Raw genomic sequence first — 22,425 nt, 5'->3', positions numbered from 1 at the left:
GCCCGGCCTTCGTCGTTCCCGCACCCTCCCCCGAGTCGAAAAGTTGGGCGAACCACCTCACACTGGATCGGAGCGTGACATTCCAGCTACTGACGGGGAGGAGGTAGGGACATGCGCGCGCCGCACCGCAGGGCCGCCGCTCTCGCCTCGGCCGCCGCACTCCTCGCCGGACTCGCCGTCGCGGCCGAGGTGCGCGCGGCGCCCGGTCCCGCCGAGGACGCCCCGCCACCGGCCGCCGCCCAGGAGCTCGAGAACTTCGGGGCCTCCTGTCGCACGGTCGTCGAGGGCTCCCACGTCACCGCCTACTGTCACAACCCCTACCCCGGCACCGATCGCGTCCGGCTGCACGTCGAGTGCGACCGATGGTGGGACGTCGACACCGACAGCGCCCCCGTCGACGTGGAGGCGACCGCCTACGCCCGGCTGACCGGCCGCTGCTGGAAGGAGGTCCGCTCCGTCTGGCTCACGCACCAACCGGTCGAGCCGGCTCCGCGGGCCCCAGGTTCCTGAGACACATGAACGGATACCCGGCCGCCTCGGCCGCCGCCGTGTCCGCGTCGCCCGCCCGGATCGCCTCCACCAGGCGCGCGTGGTCCATGTGGTGCTCCGGCCGCAGCTCCTGGCCGACGTCGTCGCGCAGCCACTGCCGCAGGACGTCCCCGAGGTCGGCGTAGAGCTCGGTCAGTACGTCGTTGTGCGAGGCGACCACCACGGCGTGGTGGAACGCGCCGTCGGCCGTCACGAACCGCTCCGCGTCGCCCGACCGCCAGGCCTCCTCCCGACCGCTGAGCAGCGCGTCCAGCTGCTTCAGGTCCCGCTCCGTGCGCCGCTGCGCCGCGAGCCGCGCCGCCGAGGACTCCAGCGTCGAGCGGAGTTCGGCGATGTGACGCGGGTCGGACCCGGCGAACCGGCGGTGCATCACGCCGGCGAGCTCGCTGGTCGCCACGACATAGGTGCCCGAGCCCTGACGGATGTCGAGCAGCCCGTTGTGCGCGAGCGCGCGGACCGCCTCGCGCACGGTGTTGCGGGCCACGCCCAGCTGCTCGACCAGCTCCGGCTCTGTCGGGATCCGTGACCCGACCGGCCACTCGCCGGAGGTGATCTGGTTCCGCAGCTCGGTGATCACCTGATCGGAGAGCCCGGAACGCCGGGGGGAGCCGAGCGCCATGGTGCACCTTTCATTTCGTTCCGGATTGGACAACCAATCATCCCATGATTCTATGATGGCGCTCATGCATGACGAGCCGCAGACCCTCGAGACCGCCGCACCGCCGGCCCGATCCTCCGAGCCGACCGCCACCGTGGGGGATTCTTCCGCACCGGACCGGCCGGCCCTCTGGATCACCCGGATCGTCCTCGTCGGACTCGTCCTCGCCGCGCTCAACCTCCGCCCCGCCATCACCAGCCTCGGCGCCCTCCTCGAAGAGGTCCGCGACGGACTTCACATGAGCGGCAGCGTGGCCGGTGTCCTCACCTCCGTACCCCCGCTCTGCTTCGCGGTCTTCGGCATCATGGCGCCCCGCCTCGCCCGCCGCTTCGGTCCCGCCGCCGTCGTGTGCGCCGGCATGGCGGCGATCCTCGCCGGTCTCGCCGTCCGCCCCTTCGCCTCCGGCACCGTCGGCTTCCTCGCCGCCAGCGCCCTCGCCCTCATGGGCATCGCCGTCAGCAACGTCCTCATGCCCGTCATCGTCAAGCGGTACTTCCCCGACCGCGTCGGCAGCGTGACCGGCCTGTACTCCATGGCGCTCGCCCTCGGCACCTCCCTGGCCGCCGCCGCGACCGTGCCCATGACCGAGACCCTGGGCGGCAGTTGGCGCACCGGCCTCGGCGTCTGGGCCCTCCTCGCCGCCCTCGCCGTACTGCCCTGGGTCCCGCTGCTGCGCGACCGGGGTACGGGGTCGGCGACGGGCGCCCCCGAGGCCCGAGCCGCGGCCCCCTCGGCCGCCCCGCTCCGGATCACCCGCAGCCGCACCGCCTGGACCCTCGGCGCCTACTTCGGTCTCCAGGCCACCGGCGCGTACATCACGATGGGCTGGATGCCGCAGATCTTCCGCGACGCCGGCGTCCCGGCCGGTACGGCCGGTGTGCTGCTCGCCGTCACCATGGTGATGGGCGTTCCGCTCGCGTTCGTCATCCCGCGCCTCGCGACCCGGCTCAAGACCCAGGGCCCCATCGTCGTGGCCCTGGGCCTGTGCGGCCTGGTCGGCTACACGGGACTCTTCCTCGCGCCCTCCGGCGGAGCCTGGGTCTGGGCGGTGCTGCTCGGCATCTCCAACTGCTCCTTCCCGCTAGCCCTCACCATGATCGGTTTGCGCTCGCGCAGCGGCGCCGGCGTCGTCCGGCTCTCCGCCTTCGCGCAGAGCGTCGGCTACCTCATCTCGATTCCCGGGCCGCTCCTGGTCGGCGTCCTCTACCAGCACAGCGGCGGCTGGGGCCTGCCCATCGCGCTCATGGCCGGGCTGATGATCCCCCAGATGATCGTGGGCACCCTCGCCGGAAGGGACCGGACCGTCGAGGACGAATGCTGAGATGCGAGACTGTCTCCATGCCAGTGCTCGACCCGAACCCCCCGAACGGCCAGAAGAAGCTCCTGCTCGTGCTCGGCGCGATGCTGGGGATCTCCGTCGTCATCGCCGTCATCGCCACCTTCGCCTCCCCCTGATCCGCCTCGAGGTGGGGTCAGCCCCACCATCCCCTAGGGGGTCAGTCTCAGGGTGAAGTAGGTGGATCACCGGATGGGCCCGGCGATGCGCGCTCCGTAGCGTGGAGACATCGCGGCAGTCACCGCCGCGGAAGTCCCGACCCACGGAGGCGGCCATGTCGGCCCGTACGCACACCCGGACCCCGGCCCCGTCCGTCGGCGTCGTCGGCACCCGGCTGCCCTGGTGGGCGCTCGCCCTCCCGGTGGCCGCGTTCGTCGCCCTCTTCCTGCTGATAACGGGACCGGGCGGGGCCCACGCGGCCGGTGGCGACCCGTCGGTCGGGCATCTCCTGGAGCAGATCCAGCAGACGCTGCCCCACTGACCCAACACCCTGCGCCCGGTGGCTCGTTTCGTGCGAAGCTGGAGCCCATGAGCGTCGCAGCGACTTCCGGGGGGACACCCCCCGGCCCCCCCGAACCCCGCAGGATTGTGTTGCTCCGGCATGCCAAGGCCGACTGGCCCCAGGTGTCCGACCACGAGCGACCGCTCGCCGACCGCGGCCGCGCGGACGCCCCCGTGGCCGGGCGCAAGCTCGCCGACTCAGGAATCACCTTCGATCTGGCCCTCTGCTCGACCGCGGTCAGGACCCGCGAGACCTGGAAGCTGGCCGTGCATGAGCTGCCGCACCGACCCAGGACCGTCTACGAGGAGCGTCTCTACGAGGCCTCTCCCGGCGAGCTGATCGCCCTGCTCAACGAGGTCCCCGACGAGGTCGGGAACGTCCTCGTCATCGGCCACAACCCCGGGATGCACGCCCTCTCCGAGGTCCTCGCGGGCTCGGCCGAGGGCGACGCCCTGGCCCGGATGAACCGGGGCGGCTTCCCCACCGCCGCGTTCTCCGTCCTCGGCTTCAGCGGCACCTGGAAGTCAGTGGAGCCAGGTGTGGGCACCCTGCTCGACTACTGGGCCCCGCACAGCTGACCCGCCCGTACGGCGAAGGGCCCGGCCACCCCAAGGGGGACCGGGCCCTTCGCCGTACGCGGGCGGGACGGGCGACGGACGTCAGTGCAGCAGTTCCTCGTCGCCGTCCGCCGCCTCGACCTCCTCGCGGGTGATGCCCAGCAGATAGAGGACCGTGTCGAGGAAGGGCACGTTCACGGCCGTGTGGGCGGCCTGGCGCACCACGGGCTTGGCGTTGAAGGCCACGCCGAGGCCGGCCGTGTTCAGCATGTCCAGGTCGTTGGCGCCGTCGCCGATCGCCACCGTCTGGGAGAGCGGCACACCCGCCTCCACCGCGAACCGGCGCAGCAGCCGCGCCTTGCCCGCACGGTCCACGATCTCGCCGGTGACCCGGCCGGTCAGCTTCCCGTCCACGATCTCCAGCGTGTTGGCCGAGGCGAAGTCGAGCCCCAGCCTCTCCTTGAGATCGTCCGTGACCTGGGTGAACCCGCCGGAGACCACGCCGACCTGGTAGCCGAGCCGCTTGAGCGTGCGGATGAGGGTGCGGGCACCGGGGGTGAGCCGTACCTCGGCACGGACCTTGTCCACCACCGAGGCGTCGAGCCCGGCCAGCAGCTCCACGCGCGCGTGCAGGGACTGCTCGAAGTCGAGCTCGCCACGCATCGCCGCGGCCGTGACCTCGGCGACCTTGTCCTCGCAGCCCGCGTGCGCCGCGAAGAGCTCGATCACCTCGTCCTGGATGAGTGTGGAGTCGACATCCATCACGACCAGCCGCTGCGCGCGGCGGTGCAGCCCCGCCGAGACCACCGCCACGTCCACACCGATGTCGTGCGCCTGCGTGGCCAGCGCGGTCCGCAGCGGCTCGGTCTCGCAGCCCGAGACGGCGAACTCGACCGCCGTCACCGGGTACTTCGCGAGGCGGAAGATGCGGTCGATGTTGCCGCCGTTCTCGGCGATCCTCGCCGCTATGGCGGCGGTCTGCTCGGCGGTCAGCGGGTGCCCGAGGACGGTGACGTGCGAACGGCCACTGCCGCGCGGACGGTTGTCACCGGTGCCGGAGATGATCTCCGCCTGGAGCTTCAGCGACTCGGCCCAGCTGTGGATCGTCGCGCGCAGCTCGCCCTGGGAGGCGACGGTCGGCTCGGTGACGAGCGCGCACAGGACGAGGCGGCCGCGGGACACGACCTGCTCGATGTCCACGACGTCGACGGAGTAGGCGGCGAGGGTGTCGAAGAGCCCGGCGGTGATCCCGGGGCGGTCCTTCCCGAAGATCTTGACGAGAAGGGTGGGAACGTCTGAGGTCTGCGATGCGCTCATGGTGGTTCCACCGTATCGGGCACTGGGTGCCACCAGTCCCCCCGTCCCGCGTACCGGACACCCGGCTGGTCGCACCCTTGTCACCGTAGCCCTCCGAGGGGCGGCGGGCGCGACCGGTCACGACGCCCCGCGCCCCGGCCCACCGGGCGCCGGACCTGACGGCCCCGCCGGACCGGACGGCCCCGACGGCCCCGCCTGACCCGACGGACCGGACGGGCCGGGCCGTGGTGGACCGGGCGGACCAGGCCTTGCCGAACCGGGCGGACCGGGCAGCGGGGGCGGTGGAGGCGGCGGTGGCGGGGGAGGGGTCCAGAGGCCGGGACCCGCCTGCGTGGGAGCGCTGTGCAGCCCGCCGTCGCCCTGCTCGCTCCCGTACGGACGCGTTCCCACGCCCTGCGGCCGGTACGGCGTCGAGGGGCGGTACGGCCCCGGCGCGCGGGCCGGGCCCCCGTACGTACGCGCCCGGCCGCCCGCCACCCCCGCCGCGCACGCGAGCAGCGCCCCCAGGCCGCCCGCACCCGCTCCCCACACCGCCCCCAGCAAGAGCGCGGTCCCCGCATCCCCGTGCAGCTCGATCCCCGCGTCGAAGGCGTCGACCCCGAGCACCGCGAGCGACGCGTCCACCGACACCCCGCTCAGCACGACCGGCAACGGCAGCGCGAGCGCGGTCGCCGCACCGAGCCGCACCGCGCACCGCCGGGCGAAGCCGGCCGGCCCCAGCCCCGCCCGGGGCGTACGGGCCGCGGCCAGCACCCCCGCGGCGAGCATCGTCACGACCGCGGCGACCGCGAGCAGCCATACCCGCTCGTCGAGTTCCGCGAGCCGGTCCAGCGTCACCGGCCGCTCCGCGGAACCCCGCACGAGCGCGTCCAGCGGATCGGGCAGCACCTCCGCCAACGACCCGCGCGCGGCGCCCCGCCAGGGCACGAAGAGCCCGAGCGGCACCCCGAGCCCCACCCCGTTCGGCGCGCCCAGCAGAGCCGCCCCGGCCACCCGGCGCGGATGCTCGTCGCCGAGCGCCGCGTACCCCGCCGCCGCGTAACCGGCGGCCACCGCCACCAGGACCACCGTCACCAGCGCCGACACCGCCGGCCGCGCCACCTTCCGCACCGCGTCCCCGACCCGCCCCGGCGGCAGCGGCGCCCGCCGCGAGGCGAGCAGCGCGATCAGCACCACCCCGACGACCCAGAACAGCGCCCCCGCCAGCGACTCGACGGCGTTCACCGAGAACCCCACCGACGCCTCCGCCTCCACCAGGTCGCCGATCCGGTCCGGCAGCAGCCCGCCGATGTCCCCGATGCCTCCGATGCCACCGACGTCGATGTCCCCGATCCCGCCCGCCCCCGGAATCCCGTCGACGCCCCACGCGCCCCCGTCGATGGTCACCACGTCGTTGCCGGCCCACGCCAGACCGGCCACGACCGCCAGGAACAACGTCACCAGAACCAGGACCCGGGCGGCGAGTTCCGTCCCCGAGACGTACGGCCCGGCGCGCCGCAGCGAGCGCAGGAAGAAGTACGCGAGGAACAGCGCCCCCGTCAGGGAGACCCCCAATGGCGTGAAGTCGACGGCGGTCTCCACCGCCGCACCCTCCAGGCCGAACGCCGACACATCGCCCGACGGTGTCACCGACCCGCCCACGCCGAGCACGACCACGGCGGCCGTCATCGGCCCCAGCGCGCCGGTCGCGTCCGCGCCCAGCAGATGGAGTCCGAGCGCCGCGGCACCCGCCATCCCCACCAGTGCCCAGCTCACCGCGGCGATCGAGGCCAGAATCACATCGATCGCGACCGCCCGCCCGCCGTCGCCGCCCGCATCCATCAGAACCCCCCGGTTCGTGGCGAGTTGCCCCACTCATGCATGATCCGTATGCACTCATGAGTGCTTACCACTCTCCGGGGTGGTTTCTCCTCGAGTCAACGGCCCGTGCGGGGGGCACTCGGGGGCGGTCGAAGCGCGCCTCTGCGGGGTCTTCACACCGCCCGACTTTCGGAGTACGGGCAGGGCCTGAAATAGTTCCCCCCGATGTTCGCCATCCCTAGACTCCCTGCGACGGGGGTACATCGGGGGACAAGTAGTGGGGCATGGAGTGCCAGAACTCGTACTGGAATTGAACGGAAGGACCTGGACTCTCGATCCGTCCAGGTCGTACACCCTGGGGCGTGATCCGCAGGGCGACCTGGTGATCGACGACGCCAGGGTCTCGTGGCGTCACGCCACCATCAGCTGGGGCGGCCGGAGTTGGGTCATCGAGGACCACGGCTCGACCAACGGCACGTTCGTGCAGGGGCAGCGGATCCACCAGATGGAGATCGGCCCCGGCTCCGCGGTACACCTCGGCAACGCGACCGACGGCCCGCGGCTGAACCTCGCCGGCGGCGCCCCGGCGCAGCAACAGGCAGCGGCCCAGGCGCCGCACGCGGCGCAGGCGGCCCATGGCGCGCCGAACGCACAGCAGTCCGCCGCGCAGGCGGACTGGGCCACGCATCAGGCCCCGCCGCCGCAGCAGAGCTGGCAGCAGGGACAGGGACAGGGACAGCAGTTCCCGCACCAGCAGGGCGGCCCCGCCGAGCAGTTGGCGCAGAAGGTGCCCGGCCAGGGCGGCGGAGCCGCGGGGGCGCCGCCGGTCTACGGAGACCGCAGCCCGACCACGTTCCACCAGCTGGCCCTCGGTCACGTCATGCGCATCGGTCGTGCGCTCGAGAACGAACTGGTCGTCTCCGACCTCCAGGTCTCGCGCCACCACGCCGAGTTCCACGCCACGCCCGACGGCCGCTTCGAGATCCGTGACCTCGGCTCGCACAACGGCACGTACGTCAACGGTCAGCCGATCGCCAAGGGCGGCTCCGTCCTCATCGGCCCCAACGACATCGTCGGTGTCGGTCACTCGACCTTCCGGATGGTCGGCGGCCAGCTCGAGGAGTTCGTCGACACCGGTGAGGTCTCCTTCTCGGCCCGCCACCTGACGGTCGCCGTCGACGGCGGCAAGCAGATCCTCAAGGACGTCTCCTTCGGCGTCCCCGAGAAGTCGCTGATCGGTGTCATCGGCCCGTCCGGCTCCGGCAAGTCCACCCTGCTCAAGGCGCTCACCGGATACCGCCCGGCCAACGAGGGCGATGTCCTCTACGACAACCGGAGCCTCTACAAGCAGTTCGCCGAGCTGCGCCAGCGCATCGGTCTGGTCCCGCAGGACGACATCCTGCACAAGGAGCTGACCGTCCAGAAGGCGCTCCGCTACGCGGCCAAGCTCCGCTTCCCCGGCGACACCGCGGAGAGCGAGCGCGAGGCCCGCATCGACGAGGTGCTGCGCGAGCTCAAGCTCGACATCCACAAGGAGAAGAAGGTCACCTCCCTCTCCGGTGGCCAGCGCAAGCGTGTCTCCGTCGCCCTGGAGCTCCTCACCAAGCCCTCGCTGATCTTCCTGGACGAGCCGACCTCCGGCCTCGACCCGGGCATGGACCGCGACGTCATGCAGCTGCTCCGCGGCCTCGCCGACGACGGCCGCACGGTCCTCGTCGTCACCCACTCGGTGGCCGAGCTGGGCCTGTGCGACAAGCTCCTCGTCATGGCGCCCGGCGGCTCCGTGGCCTACTTCGGTCCGCCGGAGGAGGCGCTGAACTTCTTCGGCTACAGCACCTGGGCCGATGTCTTCTCCGCCTTCGAGAACTACCGCGACTACGACTGGGCGGGCCGCTGGAAGGGCTCGCAGCACTACCAGATGTACGCCGCGGACATCGACGCCGTCGCCGCGCAGCCGGTCCAGATGCCGCAGCAGGCCATGGCCAGGCAGCCCAAGCCGCAGGGCTGGGGCTCGCAGCTGTGGACCCTGATCCGCCGCTACTCCTCGGTCATCGCCTCGGACAAGGGCTTCATCGGCCTGATGGTGATCCTGCCGGCCGTCCTCGGCCTGGTCTCGGTCGTCATCCCGGCCGACTTCGGCCTCGCCCCGCCCACGCCGCCGTCGCGGTTCAACGGCGACGCCGGCACGATCATGCTGATCCTCGCGGTCGGCATGTGCTTCTCGGGCGCCGCCAACTCCGTACGAGAGCTGATCAAGGAGCGGGTCATCTACGAACGGGAGCGGGCCACCGGCCTGTCCCGCTCGGCGTACCTGATGTCCAAGGTCATCGTCCTCGGCGTGATCACCGCCATCCAGGGCGTGATCATCTGCGGTATCGGCTTCGCCACCCGTGAGCTGCCGGCCGAGGGTCTGGTGCTTCCGCCGGCCGTCGAGCTCTGCGTCACGATCATCGCGCTCGGCTTCACCTCGATGATGTTCGGCCTGGTCATCTCCTCGCTGGTGAAGACCGCCGAGAAGACGATGCCGCTGCTCGTGATGTTCGCGATCGTCCAGGTCGTGTTCACCGGCATCCTCTTCCAGGTGTACGGATCGCCCGGCCTGGAGCAGTTCGCCTGGCTCATGCCCTCGCGCTGGGCCATCGCCGCCGCGGGCTCGACCCTCGACCTGGCGCACCTCATGCCGCCGTGGGACCACAAGGACCCGACCAACCTGGACCCGCTGTGGGACCACACCGTCGGTCAGTGGGGCTTCAACCTCACGATCCTGCTGCTCATCGGCATCGCCTGCGGCTTCGCGGTGGCGCGTCTGCTGCGCCGCCACGAGCCCGAGGTCATGCGCAAGTAGCACCGGCCCGCGCCCACGCCGAAGGGCGGCACCCCTGCACGGGGTGCCGCCCTTCGGCGTGGCAGCAGCTTCGAGCGGCGTGTCGGCAGCTCTTAGTAGGCGCTGTTGACGTTGTCGATCGAGCCGTAGCGGTCGGCGGCGTAGTTGGCCGCGGCGACGATGTTGGCGACCGGGTCGTACTGGTCGAACTTGGTGCCCGGGACGTGGTACGCCTTGAAGGTCGGGTAGATGACCTGCAGCAGGCCCTTCGACGGGACACCGTTGATGGCGTTGATGTCCCAGTTGTTGATGGCCCGCGGGTTACCGCTGGACTCACGCATGATGTTCTTGTGCAGGCCGTTGTACGTGCCCGGAATGTTGTGCTTGTCCATGATGAACAGCGCCTCGCGGATCCAGCCGTCGAGGTTGTTCGCGAAGACCGGCGTACGGGCGGCGGCACGGCTCGCGGCCGCCTTCGCCGCGGCGCGCTTCTTCGCCTCGGCCTCGGCCTTGGCCTTGGCAGCGGCCTTCGCCTTGGCGTCGGCCTTGGCCTTCGCGTCGGCCTTCGCCTTCGCGGCGGCCGCGGCGGCCTTGGCCTCGGCCTCCTGCTTGGCCTTCAGACCGATGCTCGCGGTCTGGTCGGCGAGGCTGGCCTGCAGGGCCTTGGCCTGCGCGCTGTCAGCGTTGTAGGCCAGGGCGACCTGCTGCGTGTTCGCCAGGGCCTGCGGCTCGACCTCGGTGGCGGCGTTGGCCGGCACGAGGGAGAAGCCGAGGGCTGCGGCGCCGAGAACGGCGACACCGGCGATCGAGGCCTTGTGGGTCTTGTTCAGACGGGTGTTCGCAGACATGCAGGACTACCTCTTCGAATAGCAGGGGGTCGCTCAGGCCGGGGCGGCGCTTCGCCCTCTCGGCGGCGACGGCTGCAATTCTTAGCGGCAGCAAAATCCTGTGGCAAAGGTGTGACGTACGATCCCGGGTAGTGGATCAGGGGCCGGTGCACGACCCATGGAAACGTGCCAGGGACCCGCTCAGACGGTGGTTATCTGTCCCTTTTGGGTCCACTAGGGCGGTTCGTAAGTGACCTGCGTCCTATGTGCGGGCTCACATCGGCCATGTAACGAACTCACCAGGCGTTGCTTCGCACTTGCGCATGGTGAGGGCTCTCCTTCGGGAGGATGAGGTGGACGTCGCCGAACTCGTGCCAGAGGTAGAGCTCTTGTACCGCCTCGGTATAGGCGCGGCGCAGAGCGGGCCGCCCGGCGATCGCCTCCAGCATCAGCAGATGCGAGGCCTCGGGCTCGTGCAGCCCGGTCAGCAGCCCGTCCACCACCCGCACCCCACGCGTCGGCGTCACCACCAGGTCCGTCCACCCCGCCGCGGCCCGTACGAGTCCGCTCCCGTCGGCGGCCGATTCCAGGGCCCGCACGGCCGTCGTCCCCACGGCGATCACTCGGCCCCCGCCCGCCTTCGCCGCGTTCACCAGCCACGCCGTCGACGCCGGGACCTCGAAGCGCTCCGGGTACGGCGGCTCATGCGCCTCCGCCGACGCCACCCCCGTATGCAGGGTGAGCGGAGCGAACTGCACCCCCCGGCGCACCAGCTCCGCCACGAGGGCGGCCGTGAACGGCCGGCCCGCGCTCGGCATCTCCGCCGACCCCGAACCGTCGGTGGAGGGGAGCGCGAAGACCGTCTGATACGCGGCCAGTGGCTGGTCCCGCTCCGTGTACCCGTACCGGATCGGCCGCCCGTACCGCGCGAGCAGCGCCGGTACGGAGGTGTCCGCCCGCGCCCACCACAGCCGGGCGGGCCCCGCCACCAGCGGCTCCTCGAGCACGAGACGCGCCCCTCCCCCTACGCCCGGGGGCGTGGGGGGACCCCCAGGCAGCCGGACCACCGCGCCCGCGGGACCACCCGCCCGCGGCCGGGTGCTGCCCCGCCCGTCGGGCTCCCGCACCTCCACCGCCCACCGGCCGTCGTCCCCACGCGTCGAGAAGTGCACGACCACCGCCTCCCCGCCGCTCTCCCCGCCGAGCCGCCCGGTCACGGCGGCGGCGAGGGTCGCACTCGTATTGACGACGAGCACGTCACCGGCCCGCAGCAGCGTCGGCAGCTCCCGGAACGCGTGGTGCGACACCTCCGTCCCGCGCGACACCATCAGCCGCACGTCCTCCCGTCCCCGTCCCGGCCCGCGCTGCTCCGCCGGCACACGCGCGGACAGCTCCTCGGGCACCGTGACGGCAGCAGGCACCCTCACAGGACCGCCCCCCGCAGATCGGCAGCCGCGTACCTGCCGCTCGCCGGCCTGCGGTCGAGCAGCGTGAGGAACCCCGGCACCACCGCCCCCGGCTCCGGCCGCGGACCGTCGTCCTCAGGCACGGCCGCCGCGTACAGGTCCGTGTTCATGTCCCCGGGATCCACCGCCCACACCCGCAGCCCCGGCTCCTCGACCGCCAGCACCGCCATCAGCTGGTCCAACGCCGCCTTCGACGCCCCGTAACCGCCCCACGTCTCGTACGCCTCCGCAGCCGCGTCCGAGCTCACCGCGACCACCGCCCCCACGGCGCTCTCCCTCAGCAGCGGCAGCGCCTCCTGTACGAGCCCCAGGGCGGCCACCACGTTCGTCTCCAGCGCCGCCCGCAGACCGCCCAGGGTCAGGGCGTCCAGCCGCACCAGAGGCTCGGCCCCCAGCGCGCTCGCGTTGCTCACCAGCAGATCGAGCCCGCCGAGCTCCCGCGCCGCCGCCACCAGCTCCCGGCGGTGCGCCGCGTCCGTCACATCCCCGGGCAGCGCCACCACCCGCGCTCCACGCGCGCGTGCCGCCTCCGCGCTCTCCTCGAGAACCTTCGCCGTCCGGGCGTCGAGCACCAGATCCCAGTCCCGCCCGGCCAGCGCGCCCCCCAACGCCCGGCCAAGACCCTTCGACGCACCCGTGATGATCGCGACTGGCATGACATCCATCCCCTCTCCTGCCGATGGATCCAGCCTCCGACCGCGCCCCCTGCCGCCGCCTCGTCCGCGGGCCCCGACCGCACAAGGCACTTCGACCTAGGCCCACGGTCCCGGCCGGTGGCCGTCCCCAGGCGGATACGCACGGTCACTACGCACCGGTACGGTGAATTCATGAGTCATCGACCGAGCTCCGGCCTGGCCGCCGTGAGCACCGCACTCCTGGCGATGAGCCGCCATCTGGAGGTGCGCGACGTCCTCAAGACGATCGTGGCCTCCGCCCGCGAGCTCCTCGACGCCGAGTACGCGGCACTGGGCGTCCCGGACGACCACGGCGGCTTCGCCCAGTTCGTCGTCGACGGCGTCAGCGACGAGCAGTGGCGGGCCATCGGGCCGCTGCCGCGCCAGCACGGCATCCTCGCGGCCATGCTCCACAAGGCCGAGCCCGAGCGGCTCGCGGACGTACGCAAGGACCCCCGCTTCGAGGGCTGGCCCGCCGCCCACCCGGAGATGTCCGACTTCCTCGGCCTGCCCATCCAGGACGGCGAGGAGACCATCGGCGCACTCTTCCTCGCCAACAAGCGCTGCCCCAAGCCGGAGGGCGGCTGCGGCTTCACCGAGCAGGACGAGGAGCTGCTGTCGATCCTCGCGCAGCACGCCGCCATCGCCCTGACCAACGCCCGGCTCTACGAGCGCAGCCGCGAGCTCACCATCGCCGAGGAGCGCTCGCGCCTCGCCCACGAGCTGCACGACGCCGTCAGCCAGAAGCTCTTCTCGCTGCGGCTCACCGCCCAGGCCGCGGCCGCCCTCGTCGACCGCGACCCGGCCCGCGCCAAGGGCGAGCTCCAGCAGGTCGCCGCGCTCGCCGCCGAGGCCGCGGACGAGCTGCGCGCCGCCGTCGTGGAGCTGCGGCCCGCCGCGCTCGACGAGGACGGGCTCGTCCACACCCTCCGCACCCAGATCCAGGTCCTGGACCGGGCCCACAGCGCCCGTGTCACCTTCGACAGCTCGGGGGTGCGCGCGCTGCCCGCCGCGCAGGAGGAGGCCATGCTGCGGGTCGCCCAGGAGGCCCTGCACAACGCCCTGCGCCACGCGGAGCCGGAGCTGGTCGCCGTCTCCCTCGTCCGCGCCGGCCAGGGGGCGCTGCTCACCGTCGCCGACGACGGCAGGGGCTTCGACCCCCGCACGGTCCGCAGGGCGGGCCGACACCTCGGTCTCGTCTCCATGCGGGACCGGGCCGGCGGGGTCGGCGGCAGACTCACCGTGACATCGGAGCCCGGCCGAGGCACCACGATCGAGATGGAGGTCCCCGGTGGCTGACAGCAAGAGGAGCAGCGCGGAGCGCGTCGTCGGAAGGGCGGGGGCGGGAGACGGGAGGGCCATTCGCGTTCTGCTGGTCGACGACCACCAGGTGGTCCGGCGCGGCCTGCGGACCTTCCTGGAGGTCCAGGACGACATAGAGGTCGTCGGCGAGGCGGCCGACGGAGCCGAGGGCATCGCGCGCGCCGAGGAGCTGCGGCCGGACGTCGTCCTCATGGACGTCAAGATGCCCGGCATGGACGGCATCGAGGCGCTGCGGAAGCTGCGCGAGCTGGCCAACCCGGCGAGGGTGCTGATCGTCACCAGCTTCACCGAGCAGCGCACGGTCGTTCCCGCGCTGCGGGCGGGCGCCTCGGGGTACGTCTACAAGGACGTGGACCCGGACGCGCTGGCCGGCGCCATCCGCTCCGTGCACGCGGGACATGTGCTGCTCCAGCCGGAGGTGGCCGGGGCGCTGCTCTCCCAGGAGGACGGCCACGGCGGCACCGGTCGCGGCTCCACGCTCACCGAGCGCGAGCGCGAGGTCCTCGGTCTGATCGCGGACGGCCGGTCCAACCGTGAGATCGCCCGGGCGCTCGTCCTCTCGGAGAAGACGGTCAAGACGCACGTGTCGAACATCCTGATGAAGCTCGATCTTGCGGACCGGACGCAGGCGGCGCTCTGGGCGGTGCGGCACGGCCTGACCCCGTGAGACGTGTGAGGCGGAAGGGGCACCTCCGTTCTCATCTTCATACCGTCGGGTGTATGTCCCCCGTTCGGCGCAACCCGACGGGGGTGCGGGCGTTCTCCATGGCGTGCTGCGGCGGCCGGCCGCAGCGAATACCAGGAGGATCCTGAAGTGAAGAACCTGAAGAAGGCCGCTGCCCTCACCATGATCGCCGGTGGCATCGTCGCCGCGGGTGCGGGTGTCGCCTCCGCCCACGGTGGGGCGGACGCGCACGGCGAGGCCCTCAACTCGCCGGGCGTCGCGTCCGGCAACCTGGTGCAGGTCCCGGTGCACGTCCCGGTGAACGTCTCCGGCAACACGGTCAACGTGATCGGCCTGCTCAACCCGGCCTTCGCGAACGGCGCCGTCAACCACTGACGCCCCCGCGACCAGCCCGGCCCCCGGACGATCCCCCGGGGGCCGGGCTTCTCCCTTTTTCCGACGCGTCCTCGCACGCCTCTACGCAGGGGGCGTCTCCCCGCCCCCGCCCCACTGCGGCGTACTCCGCCCGACGGTCGTGGCCGAGCCCTCAGAGCTCACGCTTCCTCAGAGCTCCCGCTCCCGCTCCTCCACGTACGCGTTGTACGCCGCCACCTGAGCCCGCCGGGCCACCCGCTCCACCGGCCGCAGCGCCGCCCCCCGCGCCGCCATCTCCGAGGCGCTGACCGCACCGCCGTGACCGTGGTCGTACGCCAGGTCGATCAGCAGCCCCACCCGCTGGGCCAGCTCCAACACCCGTACCGCACGGGCCGGATAGCCCGGGGCCAGGACCTCACGCCCCGCCTCCGCCCGTGCCCGGTACGCGTCGCGGGCCGCGTCGGCTACCGGGCCCGAGCCCGCGACGTCCAGCTTCGTCAGCACCGCCGTCGCCTCGCGCAGGGCCTCCGCCAGCTCCCGCTCCGCCTCGCCGAGCGACGGTACGTCCGCGGGCGGCGCCTCCCGTACGGCCAGGCACCGCCAGACCACCTCCACATGCAGATCACCCGGCGGACCCGCCTCCGTGACCTCCGGCACAAGTCCGTACGGAGCGCCGAAACCGACCACCGCCTCCTCCGCCTCCAGCGCCCGCGCGTTGAAGTCCGGCGGCCCGCTCAGCCCCAGCGGATGCCCCGGCGCCGGCAGCGCCACCCGCCACCCGGACACCCCGAGCCGCCGCAGCCGACCGAGCGCCAGAGTCAGACCGACCGGCCCCGCCTCGCCCGGCAGCCCCTCCACGCGGTGCACCGCGTCATTCCCGACAATGGCCAGCGCCGCGTCGTCCGGCGATACCGATCCGGCCAACAGGGCATTGCCCCAAGCGGCCAGGCGTCCTGAGCGTGGTTCCGAAAGCATGCCCCCAGACTAGGGACTCCCCGCCCCGCGGCAGGGAAGTACCGGACCTAACGACCGGCCCGCTCCGACAGTGGCGTAGGTTTTCCCTGGACGCCGCGCCCACAGGCGCACGCGACGACTCGAACCGACCGCAAGGGGAGACAACGCGCTCATGAGCGATGTACTGGAGCTGGTGGACGTATCCGTGGTCCGCGACGGACGGGCTCTGGTGGACGATGTCTCCTGGTCGGTCAAGGAGGGCGAGCGGTGGGTCATCCTCGGCCCCAACGGCGCCGGCAAGACCACCCTCCTCAACATCGCCTCCAGCTACCTCTTCCCCTCCGCCGGCACCGCCCGCGTCCTCGGCGAGCAGCTCGGCGGCGTCGGCACCGACGTCTTCGACCTCCGCCCCCGCATCGGCATGGCCGGCATCGCGATGGCGGAGAAGCTCCCCAAGAAGCAGACCGTCCTGCAGACCGTCCTCACCGCCGCGTACGGCATGACCGCCACCTGGCACGAGGACTACGACGCCGTCGACGAGCAGCGCGCCCGCGCCTTCCTCGACCGCCTCGGCATGACCGAGTACCTGGACCGCAGGTTCGGCACCCTCTCCGAGGGCGAGCGCAAGCGCACCCTGATCGCCCGCGCGATGATGACCGACCCCGAGCTCCTCCTCCTCGACGAGCCCGCCGCCGGGCTCGACCTCGGCGGCCGCGAGGACCTCGTCCGCCGCCTCGGCCGCCTCGCCCGCGACCCGTACGCCCCCTCCATGATCATGGTCACCCACCATGTCGAGGAGATCGCCCCGGGCTTCACCCATGTCCTGATGATCCGTCAGGGCAAGGTACTGGCGGCCGGCCCGATGGAGACCGAGCTGACCTCCCGCAACCTCTCCCTCTGCTTCGGCCTGCCGCTCGTCGTCGAGCACGTCGGCGACCGCTACACCGCCCAGGGCCTCCCGCTGAAGTAGCAGAATCCGGCCGGGTATCGCACCCTGTCCCGGACCCACCCCACCGCCCTACCATGACCATGTGGACATCGACGCATGGGTCTGGTGGCTGATCGGCGCGGTAGGACTCGGTATTCCGCTCGTCCTGACCGCGATGCCCGAATTCGGCATGTTCGCCGTCGGTGCGATAGCCGGAGCCGTGACCGCAGGTCTCGGTTTCGGCATCGTCGCGCAGGTGGTCGTCTTCGTCGTCGTCTCCGTCGCGCTCCTCGCGGTGGTACGACCCATCGCCGCCCGTCATCGCAACGGCCCGCCCCAGCACGCCAGCGGCATCGACGCGCTGAAAGGCCGTCAAGCCGTCGTCCTGGAACGGGTCGACGGCAACGGCGGCCGCATCAAGCTCGCCGGTGAGATCTGGTCCGCCCGCGCGCTCGACTCCGGCCTTGCCTTCGAGCCCGGAGAGCAGGTCGACGTCGTCGACATCGACGGGGCGACCGCCGTGGTCATGTGACCGAACCCCCCACGCGACAGCGCGCCGTCTGGGAAACTCGATCATCACAACCAACCCGGCAGTCGACCGGCAGCGAAGGGCACAGGGAACGCGATGTCAGCAGTCATCATCGTCCTGATCATTCTGGTGGTGCTTGTCTTCATCGCCCTGATCAAGACGATCCAGGTCATCCCGCAGGCGAGCGCCGCGATCGTCGAGCGCTTCGGCCGCTACACCCGCACCCTCAACGCCGGCCTGAACATCGTCGTCCCGTTCATCGACTCGATCCGCAACCGGATCGACCTCCGTGAACAGGTCGTCCCGTTCCCGCCGCAGCCCGTGATCACCCAGGACAACCTGGTCGTCAACATCGACACCGTCATCTACTACCAGGTGACCGACGCCCGCGCCGCGACCTACGAGGTCGCCAGCTACATCCAGGCCATCGAGCAGCTCACCGTCACCACCCTGCGCAACATCATCGGTGGCATGGACCTGGAGCGGACCCTCACCTCCCGCGAGGAGATCAACGCGGCCCTGCGCGGCGTCCTCGACGAGGCCACCGGCAAGTGGGGCATCCGCGTCAACCGTGTCGAGCTCAAGGCGATCGAGCCGCCGACCTCCATCCAGGACTCGATGGAGAAGCAGATGCGCGCCGACCGCGACAAGCGCGCCGCCATCCTCACCGCCGAGGGCATCCGCCAGTCGCAGATCCTCACCGCCGAGGGCGAGAAGCAGTCCGCGATCCTCCGCGCCGAGGGTGAGGCCAAGGCCGCCGCCCTGCGAGCCGAAGGTGAGGCCCAGGCCGTCCGTACGGTCTTCGAGGCCATCCACGCCGGAGACCCGGACCAGAAACTCCTCTCGTACCAGTACCTCCAGATGCTCCCGAAGATCGCCGAGGGCGACGCCAACAAGCTCTGGATCGTGCCCAGCGAGATCGGCGACGCGCTCAAGGGCCTCTCCGGCGCCTTCGGCAACCTCGGCGGCGGAACGCCCGGCTTCAACACCGGCACGGTGCCCGGCAGTCGCACCGGCGCCGAGACCGAACGCCGCGAAGCACCCCCGGTCGACTGACACATACATGTAGTCAGGCATGATCGGTGCGAGCCCCTCGACCCCGACGGACGTCAGGGCGGGGAGGCGAGCCACTGATCCTTTAAGGAGATGGCGTTGTCCATCTGGGAAATACTGGCCGTGTTCGCGGCCGGCGTCGGGGCCGGCACCATCAACACCATCGTCGGATCGGGAACGCTGATCACGTTCCCCGTCCTCCTCCTCACCGGACTGCCCCCGGTCACGGCCACCGTCTCCAACGCCCTCGGTCTCATCCCCGGCTCCATCAGCGGAGCCATCGGCTACCGCGAGGAACTCAAGGGCCAGCGTCGGCGCATCCTCCGCCTCGGCTCCGTCGCCGCGATCGGCGGACTCTGCGGAGCCGTCCTCCTGCTGATGCTCCCGGCCCGGGCGTTCGAGACGATCGTCCCCGTCCTCGTCGCCCTCGCACTGGTCCTGGTCGTCCTCCAGCCCCGGCTGTCCAAGGCCGTACAGGCCCGCCGCGAACGCAACGGCCACCACGGTGACCCCGACGGCGGCCCGCTGCTGCTGACCGGACTGCTCCTCGCCAGCGTCTACGGCGGCTACTTCACCGCCGCCCAGGGGATCATCTACCTCGCCCTCATGGGGATGCTCCTCGCCGACACCCTCCAGCGCCTCAACGCCGTCAAGAACGTCCTCGCCGCGATCGTCAACGGCATCGCCGCGCTCTTCTTCCTCTTCGTCGCCGACTTCGACTGGACCGCCGTCGTACTCATCGCCGTCGGCTCGGCCATCGGCGGCCAGATCGGTGCCAAGGTCGGCCGCCGCCTGCCCCCGCCCGTCCTGCGCGGCGTCATCGTCGTCGTCGGCATCGCCGCCATCGTGCAGCTGCTGCTCCGCTGAACGACGAGGGCCCGCTCCCCGGGAAGGGAAGCGGGCCCTCTTCGTACGCACCCGGGCACATCCAAAAGCACCGGATCACGCTGCCGAATTGGCCAGCCACTGCGGCAGCTCGGACCTCTCACCGGCCCGCATCGCCAGCAGCATCGCGTCCGCCGGCGTCGGCACGAAGGGCTCGTGCAGCAGCGGCATCCCCGCCTGCTCAGGAGTCCGGTCCGCTTTGCGGTGATTGTCCTCGGCGCAGGACGCCACCGTGTTCAGCCAGCTGTCCCCACCACCCTGCGCCCGCGGCACCACATGGTCCACGGTCGTCGCGCGCCTCCCGCAGTACGCGCACCGGTGCTGGTCCCGGACCAGCACCCCCCGCCTCGACCACGGAGCCTGTCTTCGGAACGGCACCCGTACGTAGCGGCAGAGCCTGATCACCCGAGGCACCGGTATGTCGACGGCGGCGGCACGCATGCGAAGATCGGGATGCTCCTGCTCCACGACGGCCTTGTCCTGCAGGACAAGCACCACCGCACGGTTGAGTGTGACCGTCGACAGCGGCTCGAAGCTCGCGTTGAGAACCAGCGTGTCCCGCATTGTGCCCACCTCCCGTGTGCCGGCCCAGCCCCGTTGGCAGGGCTCCGGGCTGGGATCAACTCTGGCCGGGCGCGCCGGGTTGGACAACGCAATATCGTGCGCAACGAAAGATGCCCGCTTCTGATCTCTCCAAGACCAGAAGCGGGCAAACAACAAACGAACGCTCAGCTGTGGATGGGACCCGTGTACTCGGCGAGCAGCTGGGCGCGGGCCAGCGTGTGGAACCGCAGGTTGAAGCCCACGGCAGCCGGGGACGCGTCCGCGTCCGGACCGAGCTTCTCCTTGTCCACCGCGTACACGGTGAAGACGTACCGGTGGTTCTCACCGTCCGGGGGAGCGGCCCCGCCGAAGTCCTTCTTCCCGTAGTCGTTCCGGGCATGCACGGCACCGGCAGGCAGACCCTCGAACCAACCCGAGCCCGCACCCGCCGGCAGCTCGGTGACCGACACCGGGATGTCGAACAGCACCCAGTGCCAGAAACCGCTGCCCGTCGGCGCGTCCGGATCGAAGCATGTGACGGCGAAGCTCTTCGTCTCCGCCGGGAAGCCCTCCCAGCTCAGCTGCGGCGAGGTGTTGCCCTCCGCGTACACCTGAGCGTCCTTCAGCACACCGCCCGGCACGATGTCGTCGCTCACCACGGTGAACGCCGACACCGGCGGATGGAAGTCGTGAGGGAGCGGCGCCCTCTTCCCCTCGGCCACGTCTGAACCTCCGTATCGCTGACCTGCAGTACGGGGCCGAGCCTAGAGCCAGTTGCGCTTCCCACCGACGTCGGCGAGCCACTGGTTGAGGTAAGCAGCCCAGTCGGTCGTGTGGAAGTCCTGCAGCCCCACCTTGAAGGCGCGGAACGAGTCGCTGCCCTCGCTGAACAGCCCCGGCTTCTTGTCCATCTCCAGGACGACGTCCATCTCACGGTCGTCCGCGACGAAGCTGACCTCGACCTGGTTCAGACCGCGGTACTGCTGCGGCGGGAAGAACTCGATCTCCTGGTAGAACGGCAGCTTCTGCCGGGTCCCGCGGATGTGCCCGCGCTCCATGTCCGCGCTCTTGAATCGGAAGCCCAGCTGGAGGAAGGCGTCCAGGATCGCCTGCTGCGCCGGCAGCGGGTGGACGTTGATCGGGTCCAGGTCGCCGGAGTCCACCGCACGGGCGATCTCCAGCTCGGTGGTCACACCGATGTTCATCCCACGCAGCTGCTGACCCGCGATCGTGGTGACCGGCGTCTCCCAGGGAATCTCGAGACCGAACGGCACCACGTGCACCGCACCGGCCTGCACCGTGAAGGCGCCGCCGAGCCGGACCTTGACGAATTCGACGTCCTGCTTGGTCTCCTGGTCCGCGCCCTCGACCTCGACCCGGGCCTGCAGTCCTACGGACAGCCCCTCGATCTGCTGGTCGACCGAACCGCCCTGGATCCGCACCTCACCCTGCACGACGCCACCCGGGACGACGTTCTCCTCGGTGAGCACCGTCTCGACGGACGCGCCGCCGGCACCCAGGCTCGCGAGCAGCTTCTTGAACCCCATGAACACTCCCTCTTGTCCTGCTTGGCCTTGACCTCTACATACGCGCGACGACCGTAGCCGGTTCCCCACCGCTTCCCCAGGAGGCCCCAGTACGCTCGGACGCCATGAGCGAGAGCCCCGACCGTACGCCGCTCCCGCGGACCTTCTTCGACCGCCCCGTCCTGGAGGTCGCCCCCGATCTGCTCGGCCGCACCCTCGTACGGAACGCGAACGCGGGCCGCATCGAGCTCCGCCTGACCGAGGTGGAGGCGTACGCCGGCGCGATCGACCCCGGTTCCCACGCCTTCCGCGGCCGCACCGCCCGCAACGCCGTCATGTTCGGCCCGCCCGGACACGCGTACGTCTACTTCACCTACGGAATGTGGCACTGCCTCAATCTGGTGTGCGGTCCGGAGGGCCACGCGAGTGGAGTCCTGCTGCGCGCGGGGGAGATCCTGGTGGGCGCGGAACAGGCACGGACCCGTCGACTCTCGGCCCGCTACGACAGGGAACTGGCCAAAGGCCCGGCCCGCCTGGCCACGGCCCTCGACGTGGCCCTCGCCCTGAACGGCACCGACACCTGCGCCGGCCCGGACTCCCCACTGTCCCTCCTTACAGGCACCCCACCCCCGGCCGACCAGGTACGCAGCGGCCCTCGCACGGGAGTGGGCGGCGACGGAGCACCGCACCCCTGGCGCTTCTGGATCGACGCCGACCCGACGGTGAGCCCGTACCGCGCCCATGTGCCCCGCAAGAGGACCTCTTGACCCGACTTGACTCGGGTGCTGCGGACGCCTAACGTAGGCGAGCCGCTTGAAACGGGACATGCTTGCTCAAGCACCCCGGAGCGGCCACCCACTACCTACGACGAACCCCAACGGGGCGGATTTCGGCATGCCGAAATTTGATCCGAATGGCTCGATTATGAGTCGCCGGGGAATTCAGCTAAAGTAGTGACCACGCCGAAAGGCAAGGCCACCAACAGGCCACCGGAAACAAAATCCGAACCGGAAACGGAACGGAAAAGGATCTGGTAAGGTTGGAAACACGAAAGACCGAAGGGAAAAGCCCGGAGGAAAGCCCGAGAGGGTGAGTACGAAGGAAGCGTCCGTTCCTTGAGAACTCAACAGCGTGC

Annotated in this window: 24 protein-coding genes; 14 read left to right on the top strand and 10 right to left on the bottom strand. The window is 71.2% G+C overall.

The genetic code is table 11. The features are described from left to right. Positions 1–111: 111 nt before the first annotated feature. Positions 112–510, top strand: a complete 399-nt coding sequence (locus tag ACFC0D_RS32265; protein ID WP_376443696.1) for a hypothetical protein — start codon at positions 112–114, stop codon at positions 508–510. Here the strand turns inward: ACFC0D_RS32265 and ACFC0D_RS32260 are convergent. Then, the gene (locus ACFC0D_RS32260) at positions 464–1,168 is read right to left on the bottom strand and encodes a FadR/GntR family transcriptional regulator (RefSeq protein ID WP_376443693.1); all 705 of its coding nucleotides are present in this window, start codon (positions 1,166–1,168) and stop codon (positions 464–466) included. The two genes, ACFC0D_RS32265 and ACFC0D_RS32260, sit on opposite strands and share 47 nt — an antisense overlap. A 64-nt stretch (positions 1,169–1,232) precedes the next feature. On the opposite strand from ACFC0D_RS32260, the gene ACFC0D_RS32255 reads away from it, so the two are divergent. The 4 genes from ACFC0D_RS32255 (at position 1,233) to ACFC0D_RS32240 (ending at position 3,623) form a co-directional block, all read left to right on the top strand. Continuing rightward, the gene (locus ACFC0D_RS32255) at positions 1,233–2,528 is read left to right on the top strand and encodes a CynX/NimT family MFS transporter (RefSeq protein WP_376443691.1); all 1,296 of its coding nucleotides are present in this window, start codon (positions 1,233–1,235) and stop codon (positions 2,526–2,528) included. Positions 2,529–2,545: 17 nt separating this feature from the next. Next, positions 2,546–2,662: an SGM_5486 family transporter-associated protein gene (locus ACFC0D_RS32250; RefSeq protein WP_376443688.1), complete on the top strand. Its 117-nt coding sequence runs from the start codon at positions 2,546–2,548 to the stop codon at positions 2,660–2,662. Positions 2,663–2,817: 155 nt separating this feature from the next. After that, positions 2,818–3,024, top strand: a complete 207-nt coding sequence (locus ACFC0D_RS32245) for a hypothetical protein (protein ID WP_376443685.1) — start codon at positions 2,818–2,820, stop codon at positions 3,022–3,024. A gap of 47 nt (positions 3,025–3,071) precedes the next feature. Next, positions 3,072–3,623 (top strand): histidine phosphatase family protein, encoded by a 552-nt coding sequence (locus ACFC0D_RS32240; protein ID WP_376443682.1) that lies wholly within the window; start codon positions 3,072–3,074, stop codon positions 3,621–3,623. Positions 3,624–3,704: 81 nt separating this feature from the next. Here the strand turns inward: ACFC0D_RS32240 and serB are convergent, their stop codons facing one another. Next, a complete protein-coding gene (gene serB / locus ACFC0D_RS32235; RefSeq protein WP_376443679.1) occupies positions 3,705–4,919 on the bottom strand; it encodes a phosphoserine phosphatase SerB in 1,215 nt (404 codons plus the stop codon). A gap of 117 nt (positions 4,920–5,036) precedes the next feature. Beyond that, on the bottom strand, positions 5,037–6,740 hold the full coding sequence (locus tag ACFC0D_RS32230; protein WP_376443717.1) for a streptophobe family protein: 1,704 nt from the start codon (positions 6,738–6,740) through the stop codon (positions 5,037–5,039). A 268-nt stretch (positions 6,741–7,008) separates the two neighbouring features. Here ACFC0D_RS32230 and ACFC0D_RS32225 point away from each other — a divergent pair, with 268 nt between their 5' ends. After that, on the top strand, positions 7,009–9,564 hold the full coding sequence (locus ACFC0D_RS32225; protein WP_376443676.1) for an FHA domain-containing protein: 2,556 nt from the start codon (positions 7,009–7,011) through the stop codon (positions 9,562–9,564). Between the two features lie 92 nt (positions 9,565–9,656). Here ACFC0D_RS32225 and ACFC0D_RS32220 read toward each other — a convergent pair whose 3' ends face one another. The 3 genes from ACFC0D_RS32220 to ACFC0D_RS32210 all read right to left on the bottom strand — a co-directional run bounded on the left by ACFC0D_RS32220 (position 9,657) and on the right by ACFC0D_RS32210 (position 12,492). Beyond that, positions 9,657–10,391 carry a transglycosylase SLT domain-containing protein gene (locus ACFC0D_RS32220; RefSeq protein ID WP_376443673.1) on the bottom strand — a complete coding sequence of 245 codons (735 nt, stop codon included), beginning with the start codon at positions 10,389–10,391 and terminating at the stop codon, positions 9,657–9,659. Between the two features lie 275 nt (positions 10,392–10,666). Then, entirely contained in the window at positions 10,667–11,791 is a 1,125-nt protein-coding gene (locus ACFC0D_RS32215; RefSeq protein ID WP_376443670.1) for an S-adenosylmethionine:tRNA ribosyltransferase-isomerase, read from the bottom strand. 2 nt (positions 11,792–11,793) lie between these two features. Further along, a complete protein-coding gene (locus tag ACFC0D_RS32210) occupies positions 11,794–12,492 on the bottom strand; it encodes an SDR family NAD(P)-dependent oxidoreductase (protein ID WP_376443714.1) in 699 nt (232 codons plus the stop codon). A gap of 171 nt (positions 12,493–12,663) precedes the next feature. Here ACFC0D_RS32210 and ACFC0D_RS32205 point away from each other — a divergent pair, with 171 nt between their 5' ends. The 3 genes from ACFC0D_RS32205 (at position 12,664) to ACFC0D_RS32195 (ending at position 14,893) form a co-directional block, all read left to right on the top strand. After that, complete coding sequence (locus ACFC0D_RS32205; RefSeq protein WP_376443667.1) at positions 12,664–13,809, top strand: GAF domain-containing sensor histidine kinase; 1,146 nt, start codon at positions 12,664–12,666, stop codon at positions 13,807–13,809. 61 nt (positions 13,810–13,870) lie between these two features. After that, complete coding sequence (locus ACFC0D_RS32200) at positions 13,871–14,500, top strand: response regulator (RefSeq protein ID WP_376443711.1); 630 nt, start codon at positions 13,871–13,873, stop codon at positions 14,498–14,500. A 147-nt stretch (positions 14,501–14,647) separates the two neighbouring features. After that, positions 14,648–14,893, top strand: a complete 246-nt coding sequence (locus tag ACFC0D_RS32195; RefSeq protein WP_329122186.1) for a chaplin — start codon at positions 14,648–14,650, stop codon at positions 14,891–14,893. 168 nt (positions 14,894–15,061) lie between these two features. Here the strand turns inward: ACFC0D_RS32195 and ACFC0D_RS32190 are convergent, their stop codons facing one another. Next, on the bottom strand, positions 15,062–15,847 hold the full coding sequence (locus tag ACFC0D_RS32190) for a hypothetical protein (protein ID WP_376443664.1): 786 nt from the start codon (positions 15,845–15,847) through the stop codon (positions 15,062–15,064). 151 nt (positions 15,848–15,998) lie between these two features. Here ACFC0D_RS32190 and ACFC0D_RS32185 point away from each other — a divergent pair, with 151 nt between their 5' ends. The 4 genes from ACFC0D_RS32185 (at position 15,999) to ACFC0D_RS32170 (ending at position 19,203) form a co-directional block, all read left to right on the top strand. Beyond that, positions 15,999–16,796 carry an ABC transporter ATP-binding protein gene (locus tag ACFC0D_RS32185; protein ID WP_376443661.1) on the top strand — a complete coding sequence of 266 codons (798 nt, stop codon included), beginning with the start codon at positions 15,999–16,001 and terminating at the stop codon, positions 16,794–16,796. A gap of 61 nt (positions 16,797–16,857) precedes the next feature. After that, entirely contained in the window at positions 16,858–17,286 is a 429-nt protein-coding gene (locus tag ACFC0D_RS32180; protein ID WP_376443658.1) for an NfeD family protein, read from the top strand. 93 nt (positions 17,287–17,379) lie between these two features. Next, on the top strand, positions 17,380–18,339 hold the full coding sequence (locus ACFC0D_RS32175; RefSeq protein ID WP_376443655.1) for an SPFH domain-containing protein: 960 nt from the start codon (positions 17,380–17,382) through the stop codon (positions 18,337–18,339). A 90-nt stretch (positions 18,340–18,429) separates the two neighbouring features. After that, entirely contained in the window at positions 18,430–19,203 is a 774-nt protein-coding gene (locus ACFC0D_RS32170) for a sulfite exporter TauE/SafE family protein (RefSeq protein WP_376443652.1), read from the top strand. A 75-nt stretch (positions 19,204–19,278) separates the two neighbouring features. Here ACFC0D_RS32170 and ACFC0D_RS32165 read toward each other — a convergent pair whose 3' ends face one another. From ACFC0D_RS32165 to ACFC0D_RS32155, 3 genes are all read right to left on the bottom strand, one after another. After that, a complete protein-coding gene (locus ACFC0D_RS32165) occupies positions 19,279–19,785 on the bottom strand; it encodes an HNH endonuclease (RefSeq protein ID WP_329122199.1) in 507 nt (168 codons plus the stop codon). A gap of 164 nt (positions 19,786–19,949) precedes the next feature. Continuing rightward, entirely contained in the window at positions 19,950–20,486 is a 537-nt protein-coding gene (locus ACFC0D_RS32160) for a YbhB/YbcL family Raf kinase inhibitor-like protein (protein WP_376443648.1), read from the bottom strand. Between the two features lie 42 nt (positions 20,487–20,528). After that, entirely contained in the window at positions 20,529–21,311 is a 783-nt protein-coding gene (locus tag ACFC0D_RS32155; protein ID WP_376443645.1) for a sporulation protein, read from the bottom strand. 104 nt (positions 21,312–21,415) lie between these two features. Here ACFC0D_RS32155 and ACFC0D_RS32150 point away from each other — a divergent pair, with 104 nt between their 5' ends. Beyond that, on the top strand, positions 21,416–22,057 hold the full coding sequence (locus ACFC0D_RS32150; RefSeq protein WP_376443642.1) for a DNA-3-methyladenine glycosylase: 642 nt from the start codon (positions 21,416–21,418) through the stop codon (positions 22,055–22,057). Positions 22,058–22,425 lie beyond the last annotated feature (368 nt).

Origin of the sequence: Streptomyces sp. NPDC056222, assembly GCF_042264065.1 — a bacterium.
Classification (GTDB): Bacteria; Actinomycetota; Actinomycetes; order Streptomycetales; family Streptomycetaceae; genus Streptomyces.
Note: the sequence above shows the minus strand (reverse complement) of the source record. Positions and strands in the feature narration are given on the sequence as shown.